Below are 14,262 nucleotides of genomic sequence, written 5' to 3' on the forward strand. Positions count from 1 at the left end.
GTCGAAAGGCCGTTGTCCGAAAGGGTGTGCCGCGCGTGAATGGTCCACTGATCGTCCAGTCCGACAAGACCCTGCTCCTGGAGGTCGACCACGAGCGGGCGGACGACTGCCGGCGTGCCATCGCCCCGTTCGCCGAGCTGGAGCGGGCGCCCGAGCACATCCACACCTACCGGGTGACCCCGCTCGGCCTGTGGAACGCGCGGGCCGCCGGGCACGACGCCGAGCAGGTCGTGGACGCGCTGGTGCAGTACAGCCGCTATCCGGTGCCGCACGCGCTGCTCGTGGACATCGCCGAGACGATGGACCGCTACGGCCGCCTCTCCCTCAGCAAGCACCCCGCGCACGGACTCGTCCTCAGCACGACCGACCGGCCCGTGCTCGAGGAGGTCCTGAAGTCCAAGCGGATCGCCCCGCTGGTCGGCGCCCGGATCGACCCGGACACCGTCGTGGTGCACCCCTCCGAGCGCGGGCAGATCAAGCAGGTGCTGCTGAAGCTCGGCTGGCCGGCCGAGGACCTCGCCGGATACGTGGACGGCGAGGCGCACCCCATCGAGCTGCGCGAGGACGGCTGGGCGCTGCGGCCGTACCAGAAGCAGGCCGTGGAGAACTTCTGGCACGGCGGCAGCGGTGTCGTGGTCCTGCCCTGCGGTGCGGGCAAGACGCTGGTCGGCGCCGCCTCCATGGCCGAGGCGAAGTCGACCACCCTGATCCTCGTCACCAACACCGTCTCCGCGCGGCAGTGGAAGCACGAGCTGGTGAAGCGGACGTCGCTGACCGAGGACGAGATCGGCGAGTACAGCGGCACGCGCAAGGAGATCCGCCCGGTCACCATCGCCACCTACCAGGTGCTGACGACCAGGCGGAAGGGCGTCTACCCGCACCTGGAGCTCTTCGACTCCCGCGACTGGGGCCTGATCCTCTACGACGAGGTGCATCTGCTGCCGGCTCCCGTCTTCAAGTTCACCGCCGATCTGCAGGCGCGGCGGCGGCTGGGCCTGACCGCGACGCTGGTGCGTGAGGACGGCCGCGAGTCGGACGTGTTCTCGCTGATCGGGCCGAAGCGGTTCGACGCGCCCTGGAAGGAGATCGAGGCGCAGGGCTACATCGCGCCCGCGGACTGCGTCGAGGTCCGGGTGAACCTGACGGACTCCGAGCGGCTGGCGTACGCGACGGCCGAGACGGAGGAGAAGTACCGCTTCTGCGCCACCACGGCCACCAAGCGGAAGGTCACCGAGGCCCTGGTCCGCCGCTTCGCGGGCCAGCAGATCCTCGTCATCGGCCAGTACATCGACCAGCTCGACGAGCTGGGCGAGCACCTGGACGCCCCGGTGATCAAGGGCGAGACCTCCAACGCGCAGCGCGAGAAGCTCTTCGACGCCTTCCGCGAGGGCGAGATCAGCGTGCTGGTGGTGTCGAAGGTGGCCAACTTCTCCATCGACCTGCCCGAGGCCACGGTCGCCATCCAGGTGTCCGGCACCTTCGGCTCCCGCCAGGAGGAGGCCCAGCGCCTCGGCCGCGTCCTGCGGCCCAAGGCCGACGGCCACCAGGCCCACTTCTACTCGGTCGTGGCCCGCGACACCATCGACCAGGACTTCGCCGCCCACCGGCAGCGCTTCCTGGCCGAACAGGGCTACGCCTACCGGATCGTGGACGCGGACGAGGTCCTCTCCGAGGGGTGAGGCCGGCGGGTGCCGCCGAGGAGCGGGCGGGGTGCCGTCACTTGCGGCGTATGCCCGTCTCCTCGCCGTACTCGCCGAGGACGACCACGCCGAACGCCGCCTCCGCGAACACCTTGATCGCGCGCAGGGCGCTGCCGAGGAGGTGGCGGGGGGCGCCGTCGACGGCCGTGGCTCCGGTCGGGGGATGGACGGGGACGGAGGAGATGGTTGCTGCGCTCATGTCTCCATGGTGGAACTTCACACCCCTGTCCCGCATCGGTCCCCGGAGCCAATCCGGGACGGCTCCGTGTGCGCCCCTGGATGGACACGGACCCCTACTCCGCCCAGTCCCTTTCCCCTAGGGGACGCGTGGGGGCGGAGGCGGAGACGGGGACCGGGAAGAGGACGCGGAAAAAAGGGCGGGAAGAGGCGCCGGGAAATTCATTGGCCCCCGCTGCGCCCTCTCGCCTAGAATCTCCGCTCTTGCCCGCCTCCCCTCAGCGGAGTGCCGTCGCCCGGTCGGAAACCGGGCGGCATCGTCGTAGCCACCCAGCAGGTCTACCGGAGGCACCCCCTTGTCCATGCCCGCCCGCGACCCCCTGACCGACCCGCACGACGCGCCCCTCGACGATCCCCTGGCCCGCGAGCGCTCCCACCTCGCCGCGTCCCGCTCCGCCCTGCGCGCCATGCGCGAGGACGTGGAGTCGCTGGACATCAAGGACGTCACCGCGAACTGGGTCAACGCCGAAGTGCTCGCCCGCCAGATCGACGACCGCATCAAGGCGCTCGCGGACCTCAGCGACACCCCGCTGTTCTTCGGCCGGCTCGACTACCTCCACGAGCCGGGGGCGGAGCGTGCGGAGGGGGCCGGTGGCGAGCGGTTCTACATCGGGCGGCGGCATGTGCACGACGCGAGCGGCGACCCCATGGTCATCGACTGGCGTGCGCCGGTCTCGCAGCCGTTCTACCGGGCGTCGAAGCGGGACGCGATGGACGTCGGGCTGCGCCGCCGCTTCGGCTACACCGGCGGCGACCTGACCGCGTACGAGGACGAGCACCTCTCCGACCCCGCCGAGGCGGCCGGTGCCAGCAAGCTGCTCCAGCAGGAGATCGAGCGGCCGCGCGTCGGCCCGATGCGGGACATCGTCGCCACCATCCAGCCCGAGCAGGACGAGATCGTCCGCAGCGGGCTCGGCGGCACCGTCTGCGTGCAGGGCGGGCCCGGCACCGGGAAGACCGCCGTCGGCCTGCACCGGGTCGCCTACCTGCTGTACGCGCACCGGGAGCGGCTCGCCCGCACCGGCACGCTGGTCATCGGACCGAACCGGTCCTTCCTGCACTACATCGAGCAGGTCCTCCCGGCGCTCGGCGAGCTGAGCGTGCGGCAGGCCACCGTGGACGACCTGGTCGCGCACGTGGAGGTGCGCGCGGTGGACGACGCGGCGGCCGCGGTCGTCAAGGGCGACGCCCGGATGGCGCGGGTGCTGCGCCGGGCCCTGTACTCCCACGTGACCGTGCCGACGGAACCGGTCGTCGTCGTCCGCGGCTCGCGGCGCTGGCGGGTGGCGGCATACGAACTGGAGGATCTGGTCAGGCAGTTGCTGGAGCGGGACATCCGGTACGGCGCCGCCCGCGAGGCCCTGCCGCAGCGGATCGCGCACGCGGTGCTGGTGCAGATGGAGCGGGCCGGGGAGGCCCCGGACGACCGGGTCCAGGACGCGGTGGCGCGCAACAGCGCGGTCAAGGCGGCCGTGAAGGCGGCCTGGCCGGCCGTCGACCCGGCGAAGCTCGTGCTGCGGCTGCTCACCGAGGCGGACTTCCTCGCCGAGCACGCGGCGGGCGTCCTCGACGAGGACGAGCAGAAGACGATCCTGTGGGCGAAGCCGGTGCGCAGCGTGAAGTCGGCCCGCTGGTCGGCCGCGGACGCGGTGCTGATCGACGAGGCGGCCGACCTGATCCAGCGCACGCACTCGCTCGGGCACGTGGTCCTGGACGAGGCGCAGGACCTGTCGCCGATGCAGTACCGGGCGGTGGGGCGCCGCTGCACCACGGGCAGCGCGACGGTCCTCGGCGACCTGGCGCAGGGCACGACGCCGTGGGCGACGCGGAGCTGGGACGAGGCGCTGGCCCACCTGGGCAAGACGGACGGGGTCGTCGAGGAGCTGACCGCGGGCTTCCGTGTCCCCACGGACGTCATCTCCTACGCCTCCCGCCTCCTTCCGCACATCGCCCCCGGCCTGACGCCGGTCGCCTCCGTCCGGGAGAACCCGGGCTTCTTCGAGGTCCGTGAAGCCGTCTCGGCGGACGAAGTCGTTGCCGCGTGCGCGCAGTTGCTGCGCAACGAGGGTTCGACGGGCCTCATCGCCGCCGACGCCCGGATCCCGGCGCTGGCCGAGGCGCTGACGGCGGCGGGCATCGCATGTCTCGCGCCCGGCGAGGAGACGACCCGCGATACCCGGCTGACCCTGGTGCCGGCCTCGCTCGCCAAGGGCCTGGAGTACGACTACGTGGTCCTGGACGAGCCGCAGGCGGTGGTGGACGGCGAGCCGGACGAGCGGACCGGGCTGCGGCGGCTGTACGTGGCCCTGACCCGGGCGGTGTCGGGCCTGATCGTGACGCACGCGGCGCCGCTGCCCGGCCGGCTGGCCCCGGGCTCCGCCTGACCGGTCCACCGGGCGCGGCGCGGCCGTCCACTCCGGGGCCTCCCGCCCGTTGGTCCCCGGCCCCACGGGGACTATCGTCTGAATCCTGAGGCCAGGGCGAGGAGGACGGCCGGTGATGCCGCAGGACGAGGCCGTGATCGGCTGCACGGGGAAGGTGCTCATCGGAACCCGGGGGACCGCCGGTCCCGGCGAGGTGCTGGTGCGGGTCAGGGGCGGCTCCGAGACCTTCCTCGCCTGGTCGGAGAATCCCCTGCCACCCGGGGCGACGGTGCTCGTGATCGAATCACGGGGATGCCGGGAGATCGGCGTCATCGAGTGGGTGGATCCATTGGACGCGCTCGGCGGAGACGCCGCCGGCGCCTGCTGAGGAGTACAAGAAAATGTTCGGATACCGCGTACCCGCGCCCGACGAGGCGATGTTGATCTCGGGCGGTCGGCGGGGACTGGGGGGCGCGCCGTTCCGAGTGGTGACGGGGCACGGCAAGTTCGTCGTCCCGTTCTTCCGCAAGACCCGCTTCCTCTCCCTCGCGATGTGCGAGTCGGAGGTCACCGAGACCTGCGTGACCAAGCAGGGCATCGCCCTGCACGTCCGCGCGGTCATCGCCTTCAAGGTCGGCAACGACCACGAGAGCATCATCAACGCGGGCCAGCGCTTCCTCTCCGACCAGGACCAGATGTCGGTCCTCACCGGCCGGATCTTCGCGGGCCACCTGCGGGCGATCATCGGCTCGATGACGGTCGAGGAGATCGTCACCGAGCGGCAGAAGCTCGCCGCCGAGGTCCTCGACACCTCGAAGGTGGAGATGGCGAAGATCGGCCTGATCGTCGACTCGCTGCAGATCCAGTCGATCGACGACGGCGACACCGGTTACATCGCCGCGATGTCCGCCCCGCACAAGGCGGCCATCCAGCGGCAGGCCCAGATCGCCCAGGCACAGGCCACGCAGGCCGCGGTCGAGGCGGAACAGGAGGCGGCCCGCAAGCAGGCCGAATACGCCCGGCAGACCGCCGTCGTCAAGGCGGAGTACTCCGCCGAGGTGGACCGCGCCCAGGCGCACGCCGCGCAGGCCGGACCGCTGGCGCAGGCGCACGCCCAGCAGGAGGTGCTGGCCGCCCAGACGGAGCTGGCCAAGCGCCAGGCCGAGCTGCGGCAGAGGCAGCTGGTGTCGGAGGTCGTGAAGCCCGCGGAGGCCGAGGCCGAGCGGGTCAGGATCCTCGCCGCCGCGGAGGCACAGCGCATGAAGATCCAGGCGGAGGCGGCCGCCTCCTACGACCGGGTCGCGCTCGACCGGATGCTGATCGACCAGCTCCCGCAGATCGTGAAGGAGGCCGCGGGCGGTCTGGCCGGCGCCAACGTCAACGTCCTGAACGGCGCGGACGGTCTCGGCGAGATCGCCGCGGGCCTGGTGTCCCAGGGCCTGACGATCCTCGACTCGGTCCGGCAGAACCTGGGCGGCCAGGACGGCGCCGACCGCCACCCCGAGGAGAACCGGGGCAACGGTCTGCTCCAGCTGCGCTCGGGCAAGGACAGGAAGTCGGACGACGGCCCGGTGGACGTCGACTAGCCGGCCGGCTCGTCCAGCACCCTGCGCCACTCCTTCACGGCGGCCTCCGACACCGGCCCGTGCCACCCCTGTGGCCGGGCCGCGCCGCCGATGTGGAAGGCGTCGATGCCGGCGGTGCGCAGCGCCGGGACGTGCTCCAGGCGGAGGCCGCCGCCGACCAGGATCGTCTGGTCGTAGCCCGGTTCGCCGCGCCGGCAGGTCTCGGCCACCAGGGTTCCCAGGCCCTCGTCCACACCGGCGGCCGAGCCGGCGGTGAGGTAGGTGTCGAGGCCGGGCAGGCCGGCGAGCCGCCTGCGCAGGGCGTCGCGGTCGGCGGCCCGGTCGATGGCGCGGTGGAAGGTCCAGCTGCAGCCGTCCAGGGCGCCGACGACCCGCTCCACCGCGGCCAGGTCCACCTCGCCGTCCCCGTCGAGGAACCCGAGGACGAACTGGTCGGCGCCGGACTCCCGCAGCTCGCCCGCCACCCGGACCAGACGCGCCACGTCACCGGCCGCGAACCCGTCCGCCAGGCGGATCATCACGCGCAGGTCGATGTCGACGGCGGCGCGGACACGGGCGACCGTGGCAGCGGCCGGGGTGAGTCCGTCGGCCGCCATCTCGGTGACCAGCTCCAGCCGATCCGCGCCTCCCGCCTGGGCGGCGACCGCGTCCTCGGCGTCGAGCGCGATCACCTCCAGGACTGCACGCTTGCTCATGGCACCCCATTCATCGCGGCTACAGGTCCAGCTACAGGTCTAGTCCAATTCAAGAGTACGCCTGTGCCGCGGCCGGCCGGGGCGGCACTCACCCGAAGAGGTTCAGCTCCCCCTCCGTCGCACCCGCCAGCTCGTAGGCGCGCCCGTTCAGCGGGCGCCCCGAGTACAGGCGTACGAGGGTGGCGGCGTCGCCGATGTACCGCGCGGGCGGGCCCTGCTCGGACGGCGCGCCCAGCCGCAGCGGCTCGTCCAGGTCGTCCAGGTCCGCGTGCAGGGACAGGTGCCCCCGCTCCCGGGTGAGCCACGCCAGCAGCGCGAGCGCGTGCGGCAGGCCCGCGCCCGCGTACGCGCCCGGCTCCTCGAACACCTCCCGCACGTCCCCGGCGTGCACCCACTCCCCCAGCGCGACCATGTCCAGCACCCCGCCGGACCGCGCGATCACCGGCCCCGCCTCGGTCATCCCGCGCTCCAGCTCGTCCACCACCCGCGCGTTGGTCCACTCCGCGCGCTCGGCGATGTCCCGGTCATTGGACTCGGGGCTGAAGACGCCCTTCTCGAACCGCCGCTCCACCACCCGGATCAGCGCGGCGGAGCAGTGCGCCAGCACGTCCCGCACGGACCAGCCGGGGCACGCGGCGGTCGGCAGCGCGAAGTCCGCGTCGGGGCGTGAGCGCAGCAGCGGTATCAGGGCGTCCCGTTCGATCGTCAGGAGCCGTCCGGGGAGTTCGGGGTCCCGTCCCTCGTGGAGATCAGTCATGGGCCCACGCTAAGGGCGCCGCCGCCCGGCCGTCCGCGGCACGCGCGAGAATGGCCGCATGGCCGACCTCGACGCCCTCCGCCTCCGCTTCGCCCGTGCCCTGGAGGCGGCCCGCGCCCCCGGCGGCGGCCCGGACCCCGCCCCGTACGCCGACAACCTGCTCGCCCGCTGGCAGGAGCCGCAGCGGCACTACCACGACGCGGCCCACCTCACCGCGGTCCTCGACCGCGTCGACGAACTGGCGGAGTACGCGGCCGACCCGGACGTGGTGCGGCTGGCCGCCTGGTTCCACGACGCCGTCTACCTGCCCGAGCGGTCGGAGAACGAGGAGCGGTCGGCACGGCTCGCCGAGCGTGCCCTGCCCGAGGCCGGCGTGCCGGAGGGCAAGGCGGCCGAGGTGGCCCGGCTGGTCCGGCTGACCGTCACGCACGACCCGGCCGGCGACGACCGCGACGGGCAGGTGCTGTGCGACGCGGACCTCGCGATCCTGGCCGCGCCCCCGTCGGCGTACGCCGTCTACACCGCCAAGGTCCGCGAGGAGTACCACTTCGTCCCGAACGACGCCTTCCGCGAGGGCCGTTCGGCCGTTCTGCGTCAACTCCTCGCCCTGCCGAGCCTGTTCCACACCCCGCACGGGCGCGAGCACTGGGAGGCCACCGCCCGCTACAACCTCTCCTCGGAACTGGAGATGCTGTCCGCCTGACGCGCCGGCCTCCCCCGCCCCCGTGCGGTGCCCGCGAAGTCTCGCCGCCCGGGCGGGAAATACCGTCGCCCCGGGGCGTTCGCACCCCTAGGGTTCGCCCATGCGACCGATAAACGGGGACCATGTGACCGAGGCCGTGGCGAGCTGCACGGGGGCGCTGCGGGCGGCGGTGGAACGGGACTGGACGGAGGTCCCGGCCGGGGGGCTGGAGTGGGACTGCCGCGCCACCGCGGTCCATGTCGCCGACGACCTCATCGCCTACGCCGCCAATCTGGCCGGGCGCGCCCAGGACGCCTACGTGCCCTTCGAGCTGACCCTCGACGAGGGCACCGACAACACCGGCGTCCTGCACGTCATCGAGACGACCGGCGCCCTGCTCGCCGCCGCCGTGCGCACCGCGCCGCCCGGCGTCCGCGCCTTCCACCCCTACCCGTTCCGCAGCGCCGACCGCGAGGGCTTCGCCGCGATGGGCGTCGCCGAGGTGCTGCTGCACACCCACGACATGACCGCGGGCCTCGGGCTCTCCTACGAGCCGCCGGCGGAGCTCGCCGAGGCCGTCCTGACCTGGCTGTTCCCGCACGTGCAACCCGGGCCCGCGCCCTGGCCGACCCTGCTGTGGGCGACCGGCCGCGGCGAACTGCCCGGACGCGCCCCGGTCACCGGGTGGCGCTGGCACAACAACCTCGTCATCCCCGCCGAACGCCTCACCCTCACCGGTCTGCGCCCGGCCGCCGCCCGCGATCTGCGCCTCGGCGGCGACGGCGGCTTCGACTGGGTCGGGGACGGCCCCTTCGAGGGCACGCGGGACGCCGCCGGGCTGCTGGTGAAGGCGTACGAAGCGGGCGTGCACCGGCCCGAGTTCAACGTCTTCGTGCTGGTCCGCACGGAGGACGGCCGCGCGGTCGGCGCCATGGGCTTCCACGGCGCGCCGGACGAGGACGGCTCCGTGGAGATCGGCTACGACCTCGTCGAGGCCGCCCGGGGCCGGGGCTACGCCACCGAGGCGCTGCGCGCGCTGGCCCGCTGGGCGCTGGACCGCGACGACGTGAAGACGCTCGTCGCGAAGATCGACCTGGACAACGCGCCCTCCCGTGCCGTGGTCACCCGGGCCGGATTCCGGGAGGTGTCCGCGGACGAGAAGCTCGTCGCCTACGAACTGCGCGGCTGAGCCCACCGCTTGCGCCGGCGCAGTCCCGAGGCCCGCAGCAGCCGCACCACCTCGCGGCTGCTCACCTCCACCGCGCCGGCGGCCACCGCGTCGGCGTAGCGGTGCGAGGGAACGTCGTAGTGGTCGCGCTCGAAGGCCCGCCGGGGCACGCCCAGGTCCGCCGCGAACAGGTGGAGTTCGTCGTACGACACGTCGCTCACCAGGTGCGACCACATGCGCCCGTGCCCGGGCCAGGCGGGCGGGTCGATGTACACCGTCACGGGCGCCTCACGAGGACGGCGTCCCGCCCGTGGCCGACCCCAGCGCACCCACCGCCGCGACCTTCACGCCCGCCTTGTGGCACACCCAGTGCGGGTGGGGCCCCAGTTCGGGCTCCACGTCCAGCGCGTGCGGGTCGCCCGCGCCGCACACCGGGCACAGCGGCCAGCGGCCGTAGCGGTCCAGCAGCGCGTCCTGGACGTCCTGCGCGACCAGCCCGGCCACATAGGCCGCGCCGTCCGGCCACTGCTCCACCCACCAGCGCCGCCCGGCCACGGCGTCCTCGACCAGCGAGACCACGTCCGCCTCCGCTGCCTCACCCGCGACCAGATCGGCCAGGACCAGGGCACGCGCCGCGTGCAAGGCCTGTTCAAGGGGACTGATGGGCTCCATGCAACCCATTGTGCGCACTCTTGACCCGGACACCGAACCGAAAATATCTTTCACTGGTGACCCAGGACGTGAAGGAAATTTTCGGCAGTCCCGGCGGCTCGCTCGCCGCCAAGGTGCGCACCCTCGCCCCGTCCATGACCCGGTCCATGCAACGCGTCGCCGAGGCCGTCGCGAGCGACCCGGCCGGCTGCGCCGCCCTGACGGTCACCGGCCTCGCCGAACTCACCGGCACCAGCGAGGCCACCGTGGTGCGCACCGCCCGGCTGCTCGGCTACCCGGGCTACCGGGACCTGCGCCTCGCCCTCGCCGGGCTCGCCGCGCAGCAGCAGTCCGGACGAGCGCCCGCCATCACCACCGACATCGCCGTGGACGACCCCATCGCCGACGTCGTCACCAAGCTGGCCTGCGAGGAACAGCAGACCCTCGCCGACACCGCCGCCGGACTCGACACCGCCCAGCTCGGCGCCGCGGTCACCGCGCTGGCCGGTGCGCGGCGCACCGACGTGTACGGCATAGGGGCGTCCGGGCTCGTCGCCCAGGACCTCACCCAGAAGCTGCTGCGCATAGGGCTCATAGCCCACGCGCACAGCGATCCGCACCTGGCGGTGACCAACGCCGTGCAGCTCCGCTCGGGTGACGTGGCGATCGCGATCACCCACTCCGGCTCGACGGGGGACGTCATCGAGCCGCTACGGGCCGCGTTCGAGCACGGCGCGACGACGGTGGCCATCACCGGCCGGCCGGACTCACCGGTCACCCAGTACGCCGACCACGTACTGACCACGTCCACCTCACGGGAGACCGAGCTGCGGCCGGCCGCGATGTCCTCGCGGACCAGCCAACTGCTCGTGGTGGACTGCCTGTTCGTGGGAGTGGCCCAGCGGACGTACGAGACGGCGGCGCCCGCGCTGGCCGCGTCGTACGAGGCGCTGGCGCACCGGCACCGCACCAGCTCCAGGTGAGTGAAACCACGCGAACGGCACCTGAATCGGAGAGAACCACCCCCCATGACCTCCCCTGACACCTCCCACGACCTGCGCAGCCAGCTGGCGTCCCTGACCACCGAGGCCTTCCGGCCCGAACTCGCCGGCATCGACCGCCTGCCCACTCTCGACATCGCCCGGCTGATGAACGGCGAGGACGCGGGCGTGCCCGGCGCCGTGGCCGCCCAGCTCCCCCGGATCGCCGCCGCGGTCGACGCCGTGGCCGAGCGGATGGCCCGCGGCGGCCGGCTCGTCTACGCCGGTGCCGGCACCGCCGGCCGGCTCGGCGTGCTGGACGCCTCCGAGTGCCCGCCCACCTTCAACACCGATCCCGAACGGGTCGTCGGCCTGATCGCGGGCGGCGCCGAGGCGATGGTCACCTCCGTCGAGGGCGCGGAGGACTCCCGCGAGCTGGCCTGGCGGGACCTCGACGCCCTGAAGCTCACCCCCGACGACACCGTGGTCGGCGTCTCGGCCTCCGGCCGCACCCCCTACGCCGTCGGCGCCGTCGAACACGCCCGCGCGCTGGGCGCCCTGACCATCGGTCTGGCCTGCAACGAGCACAGCGCGCTCGCGGCCGCCGCCGAGCACGGCATCGAGGTCGTCGTGGGTCCCGAGCTGATCACCGGCTCCACCCGGCTGAAGGCGGGCACGGCCCAGAAGCTGGTCCTGAACATGCTGTCGACCATCACGATGATCCGGCTCGGCAAGACGTTCGGGAACCTGATGGTCGACGTCCGCGCCTCCAACGACAAGCTCCGGGCCCGCTCCCGCCGGATCGTGGCGCTGGCCACGGGCGCGGGCGACGAGGAGGTCGAGCGGGCCCTCACCGAGTCCGGCGGCGATGTGAAGAACGCGATCCTGGTCCTGCTCGCCGGGGTCGACGGCCCGACGGCCGCCCGCCTTCTGGAGGAGTCCGGCGGCCATCTGCGTGCCGCGCTGGCGCACGCACCCCGCTGACCCGCACGCTCGGGGCGTGCGCAACGACCCCGCCTCCACCGCGACCGCGATCCTCGCCCGGGTCGGCGGCCCGGCCAACATCACCTCCGTGGCCCACTGCATGACCCGGCTGCGGCTCGGCCTCGCCGACCCGGGCGCGGTGGACACGCAGGGTCTGAAGACCCTGCCCTGGGTCCTCGGCGTGGTGAGCGACGGCCCCGCCTGCCAGATCGTGCTCGGCCCCGGAGCGGTCGCCGAGGTCACCGCGAAGGTGGAGACACAGGTGACGAACTGGGCGCGGGGTCCGGTGGAGGTTCCGGCGGCGGCCACGGCCGAAGGTCCGGCGGCGGACCCGGCGAACGAGACCACCGCCGACCGGGGTGCCCGGATCCGGCAGGAACAGCGGCTGCGCAACGCGACGCCCCTCAAGGCCGCCCTGCGCCGCGTCGCGAACGTCTTCGTGCCGCTCATCCCCGCCCTGATCGGCTGCGGCGTCCTCGCGGGGCTGAACGGCCTGCTGGTGAACACCGGCCTGCTCCCCGGCCTCACCCCCGCCCTGTCGGCCGTCGCCTCCGCCTTCATGGCGCTGATCGCGGTGTTCGTCGGCCACAACACGGCGAAGGAGTTCGGCGGCACCCCCGTGCTGGGCGGGGCGGTGGCGGCCGTGGTGGTGTACCCGGGCGTGGCGAAGGTGACGGCGTTCGGGGTGCACCTCGTGCCCGGGCAGGGCGGGGTGCTCGGCGCGCTCGCGGCGGCCTTCCTCGCCACCCGGGTGGAGAAGTGGTGCCGGGGCCGGGTCCCGGGCGCCCTGGATGTCCTGCTCACCCCGACGGTCACCGTCCTGGTCTCCGGCCTGGTCACGCTGTACGGCCTGATGTACGCGGCCGGCGTGGTGGCCGAGGCGATCGGCACGGCGGCGAACTGGCTCCTCGCGACCACCGGGGCACTTGCCGGCCTCGTCCTCGGCGGCCTCTTCCTCCCGCTGGTCATGCTGGGCCTGCACCAGGCCCTGATCCCCATCCACACCACCCTGATCGAGCAGCAGGGCTACACCGTCCTGCTCCCCCTGCTGGCCATGGCGGGCGCCGGCCAGGTCGGCGCGGCCCTCGCGGTCTACGTCCGGCTGCGCCACGACGTCTCCCTGCGCACGACGATCAGGTCGGCCCTCCCGGCCGGGCTGCTGGGCGTCGGCGAGCCCCTGATCTACGGCGTCTCGCTGCCCCTCGGCAGGCCGTTCCTGACCGCGTGCGCGGGCGGCGCGGCGGGCGGGGCGTTCGTCGGCTGCTTCGCCATGCTGGGCACCAGGGTGGGCGCGACGGCGATCGGGCCCTCGGGCTGGGCCCTGTTCCCGCTGCTGGCGGGGAACCGGGGCCCGGGGGTGACGGCGGCGATCTACGCGGGCGGCCTGCTCACCGGTTATGCCGTCGGCTTCGTGGCGACCTACGTCTTCGGCTTCGCCCGCCGCCCCCCGAGTGGCCGCGGCCGCGTGACGCGGCGCCCGGCCGCCTCGTTGCCCCGGGCATGATGAAGATGCTCCTGACCGCCGCCGCCCTCACCGCCTCCGCCGCAGCCCTGGCCGCCCCCGCCCACGCGGCCGGTCACGGCGACGGCCACTGGACGGCCACCGCCACCGCGCGGTGCGCCGGGGACCAGGCGGTGCTTCCCGTGCTCAAGGCCGTGGCCCCGCTGCCGGTGACCGGCGCCGCCCATGTGTGCGGCGACGGAAGCCTGCTGCGCCACCGCGGCTGAACGCCGGGCTCACGTCCGCGGGGGCCGAGCCGGTGCCCGCCACACGAGGGTGTACCGCCAGAAGAGCCGCCGCCGCAGCCGCGCCCCGGGCAGCAGCGACCGGGCCTCGCGGGCGATCTCGTCGAAGGACATGCCGGGCTCACGGACGGGGGCGGTCATGGACACGGGCCGCCGGGCCGCGGGCCGCCCCCGGTTCTTCATCCAACCGGTGAGCGCGTTGAGTGGTACGGACACCAGCCCGAGCGCGTGGTCGGCGGGGCCCGCGGCCCGGGAACAGCCGACGACGGCCAGCGTGCCGCCCGGCGCCAGCTCCCCGCGCAGCCGGACGAGGGTCTCCCCGAGGGGCAGGTGGTGGAGCACGGCGACACAGGTGATGACGTCGTACGGTCCCGGGGGCAGGCCGTCCGGGGCCTTCGCGAGGGCGTAGCCGACGCGGGGTGCCGGACCCGTCAGCTCCCTCGCCCGCTCCAGGATCCCGGCGTCCGCGTCGACGCCCAGCACCCGCTCCCCGCGCCCGGCCAGCAGCCGCACCAGGTCACCGCTGCCGCACCCCACGTCCAGCGCGCTGCCGAAGCGGCGGGGCAGCCGCCGCAGCAGCCAGCGGTGGTAGTGGGCGTTGTGGTCCCAGGGGTGAGCGGTGTTGAAGCGGCTGAGCGCGGCGAGCAGCCGGTGCGGCAGCATGGTCACATCCTCACACTGGACATACACGAACCGATGGACTACGCAGGCTG

The 14,262-nt window shown here is 73.6% G+C and carries 16 protein-coding genes; 10 read left to right on the forward strand and 6 right to left on the reverse strand.

Annotated features, from left to right (window positions below):
- The first annotated feature begins 35 nt into the window (after positions 1-35).
- Positions 36-1,679, forward strand: coding sequence for a DNA repair helicase XPB (locus ACZ7FF_RS27775; RefSeq protein ID WP_470815268.1), 1,644 nt, complete (start codon positions 36-38; stop codon positions 1,677-1,679).
- 37 nt (positions 1,680-1,716) lie between these two features.
- Here the strand turns inward: ACZ7FF_RS27775 and ACZ7FF_RS27780 are convergent, their stop codons facing one another.
- On the reverse strand, positions 1,717-1,899 hold the full coding sequence (locus tag ACZ7FF_RS27780) for a hypothetical protein (RefSeq protein WP_470815270.1): 183 nt from the start codon (positions 1,897-1,899) through the stop codon (positions 1,717-1,719).
- Between the two features lie 340 nt (positions 1,900-2,239).
- On the opposite strand from ACZ7FF_RS27780, the gene ACZ7FF_RS27785 reads away from it, so the two are divergent.
- From ACZ7FF_RS27785 to ACZ7FF_RS27795, 3 genes are all read left to right on the forward strand, one after another.
- The gene (locus ACZ7FF_RS27785; protein WP_470815272.1) at positions 2,240-4,321 is read left to right on the forward strand and encodes a HelD family protein; all 2,082 of its coding nucleotides are present in this window, start codon (positions 2,240-2,242) and stop codon (positions 4,319-4,321) included.
- Between the two features lie 115 nt (positions 4,322-4,436).
- A complete protein-coding gene (locus ACZ7FF_RS27790) occupies positions 4,437-4,688 on the forward strand; it encodes a hypothetical protein (protein WP_470815274.1) in 252 nt (83 codons plus the stop codon).
- Positions 4,689-4,701: 13 nt separating this feature from the next.
- The gene (locus ACZ7FF_RS27795; protein WP_470815276.1) at positions 4,702-5,886 is read left to right on the forward strand and encodes an SPFH domain-containing protein; all 1,185 of its coding nucleotides are present in this window, start codon (positions 4,702-4,704) and stop codon (positions 5,884-5,886) included.
- Here ACZ7FF_RS27795 and ACZ7FF_RS27800 read toward each other — a convergent pair.
- Both ACZ7FF_RS27800 and ACZ7FF_RS27805 read right to left on the reverse strand, forming a co-directional pair.
- Positions 5,883-6,581, reverse strand: coding sequence for a copper homeostasis protein CutC (locus ACZ7FF_RS27800; RefSeq protein WP_470815278.1), 699 nt, complete (start codon positions 6,579-6,581; stop codon positions 5,883-5,885). The genes ACZ7FF_RS27795 and ACZ7FF_RS27800 overlap by 4 nt on opposite strands.
- A gap of 88 nt (positions 6,582-6,669) precedes the next feature.
- Entirely contained in the window at positions 6,670-7,338 is a 669-nt protein-coding gene (locus ACZ7FF_RS27805) for a maleylpyruvate isomerase family mycothiol-dependent enzyme (protein ID WP_470815280.1), read from the reverse strand.
- A 58-nt stretch (positions 7,339-7,396) separates the two neighbouring features.
- On the opposite strand from ACZ7FF_RS27805, the gene ACZ7FF_RS27810 reads away from it, so the two are divergent.
- Positions 7,397-8,041: an HD domain-containing protein gene (locus tag ACZ7FF_RS27810; protein WP_470815282.1), complete on the forward strand. Its 645-nt coding sequence runs from the start codon at positions 7,397-7,399 to the stop codon at positions 8,039-8,041.
- A gap of 100 nt (positions 8,042-8,141) precedes the next feature.
- Positions 8,142-9,209: a GNAT family N-acetyltransferase gene (locus tag ACZ7FF_RS27815; RefSeq protein WP_470815284.1), complete on the forward strand. Its 1,068-nt coding sequence runs from the start codon at positions 8,142-8,144 to the stop codon at positions 9,207-9,209.
- Here ACZ7FF_RS27815 and ACZ7FF_RS27820 read toward each other — a convergent pair.
- Together ACZ7FF_RS27820 and ACZ7FF_RS27825 are read right to left on the reverse strand one after the other, a co-directional pair.
- Positions 9,191-9,469 (reverse strand): DUF4031 domain-containing protein, encoded by a 279-nt coding sequence (locus tag ACZ7FF_RS27820; protein ID WP_470815286.1) that lies wholly within the window; start codon positions 9,467-9,469, stop codon positions 9,191-9,193. The two genes, ACZ7FF_RS27815 and ACZ7FF_RS27820, sit on opposite strands and share 19 nt — an antisense overlap.
- A gap of 7 nt (positions 9,470-9,476) precedes the next feature.
- Positions 9,477-9,860: a hypothetical protein gene (locus tag ACZ7FF_RS27825; protein WP_470815288.1), complete on the reverse strand. Its 384-nt coding sequence runs from the start codon at positions 9,858-9,860 to the stop codon at positions 9,477-9,479.
- 56 nt (positions 9,861-9,916) lie between these two features.
- On the opposite strand from ACZ7FF_RS27825, the gene ACZ7FF_RS27830 reads away from it, so the two are divergent.
- Genes ACZ7FF_RS27830 through ACZ7FF_RS27845 form a run of 4 tightly spaced genes read left to right on the forward strand, consistent with a single transcriptional unit; the run spans position 9,917 to position 13,531 of the window.
- Entirely contained in the window at positions 9,917-10,822 is a 906-nt protein-coding gene (locus ACZ7FF_RS27830) for a MurR/RpiR family transcriptional regulator (RefSeq protein ID WP_470815289.1), read from the forward strand.
- Between the two features lie 45 nt (positions 10,823-10,867).
- On the forward strand, positions 10,868-11,803 hold the full coding sequence (murQ, locus tag ACZ7FF_RS27835) for an N-acetylmuramic acid 6-phosphate etherase (RefSeq protein ID WP_470815291.1): 936 nt from the start codon (positions 10,868-10,870) through the stop codon (positions 11,801-11,803).
- Between the two features lie 16 nt (positions 11,804-11,819).
- Positions 11,820-13,307, forward strand: a complete 1,488-nt coding sequence (locus tag ACZ7FF_RS27840; protein ID WP_470815292.1) for a PTS transporter subunit EIIC — start codon at positions 11,820-11,822, stop codon at positions 13,305-13,307.
- Entirely contained in the window at positions 13,304-13,531 is a 228-nt protein-coding gene (locus tag ACZ7FF_RS27845) for a hypothetical protein (protein ID WP_470815294.1), read from the forward strand. The genes ACZ7FF_RS27840 and ACZ7FF_RS27845 overlap by 4 nt, the downstream gene beginning before the upstream one ends.
- 9 nt (positions 13,532-13,540) lie before the next feature.
- Here ACZ7FF_RS27845 and ACZ7FF_RS27850 read toward each other — a convergent pair whose 3' ends face one another.
- Positions 13,541-14,218, reverse strand: coding sequence for a class I SAM-dependent methyltransferase (locus tag ACZ7FF_RS27850; RefSeq protein ID WP_470815296.1), 678 nt, complete (start codon positions 14,216-14,218; stop codon positions 13,541-13,543).
- Positions 14,219-14,262: the final 44 nt, after the last annotated feature.

This window comes from Streptomyces sp. NPDC037126 (genome assembly GCF_055605965.1).

Bases quoted from the DNA above. Each gene is read 5' to 3' on its own strand.
- ACZ7FF_RS27780 (WP_470815270.1), bottom strand. From the start codon at position 1,899: ATGAGCGCAGCAACCATCTCCTCCGTCCCCGTCCATCCCCCGACCGGA.
- ACZ7FF_RS27785 (WP_470815272.1), top strand. From the start codon at position 2,240: ATGCCCGCCCGCGACCCCCTGACCGACCCGCACGACGCGCCCCTCGAC.
- ACZ7FF_RS27790 (WP_470815274.1), top strand. From the start codon at position 4,437: ATGCCGCAGGACGAGGCCGTGATCGGCTGCACGGGGAAGGTGCTCATC.
- ACZ7FF_RS27795 (WP_470815276.1), top strand. From the start codon at position 4,702: ATGTTCGGATACCGCGTACCCGCGCCCGACGAGGCGATGTTGATCTCG.
- ACZ7FF_RS27800 (WP_470815278.1), bottom strand. From the start codon at position 6,581: ATGAGCAAGCGTGCAGTCCTGGAGGTGATCGCGCTCGACGCCGAGGAC.
- ACZ7FF_RS27805 (WP_470815280.1), bottom strand. From the start codon at position 7,338: ATGACTGATCTCCACGAGGGACGGGACCCCGAACTCCCCGGACGGCTC.
- ACZ7FF_RS27810 (WP_470815282.1), top strand. From the start codon at position 7,397: ATGGCCGACCTCGACGCCCTCCGCCTCCGCTTCGCCCGTGCCCTGGAG.
- ACZ7FF_RS27815 (WP_470815284.1), top strand. From the start codon at position 8,142: ATGCGACCGATAAACGGGGACCATGTGACCGAGGCCGTGGCGAGCTGC.
- ACZ7FF_RS27825 (WP_470815288.1), bottom strand. From the start codon at position 9,860: ATGGAGCCCATCAGTCCCCTTGAACAGGCCTTGCACGCGGCGCGTGCC.
- murQ (WP_470815291.1), top strand. From the start codon at position 10,868: ATGACCTCCCCTGACACCTCCCACGACCTGCGCAGCCAGCTGGCGTCC.
- ACZ7FF_RS27845 (WP_470815294.1), top strand. From the start codon at position 13,304: ATGATGAAGATGCTCCTGACCGCCGCCGCCCTCACCGCCTCCGCCGCA.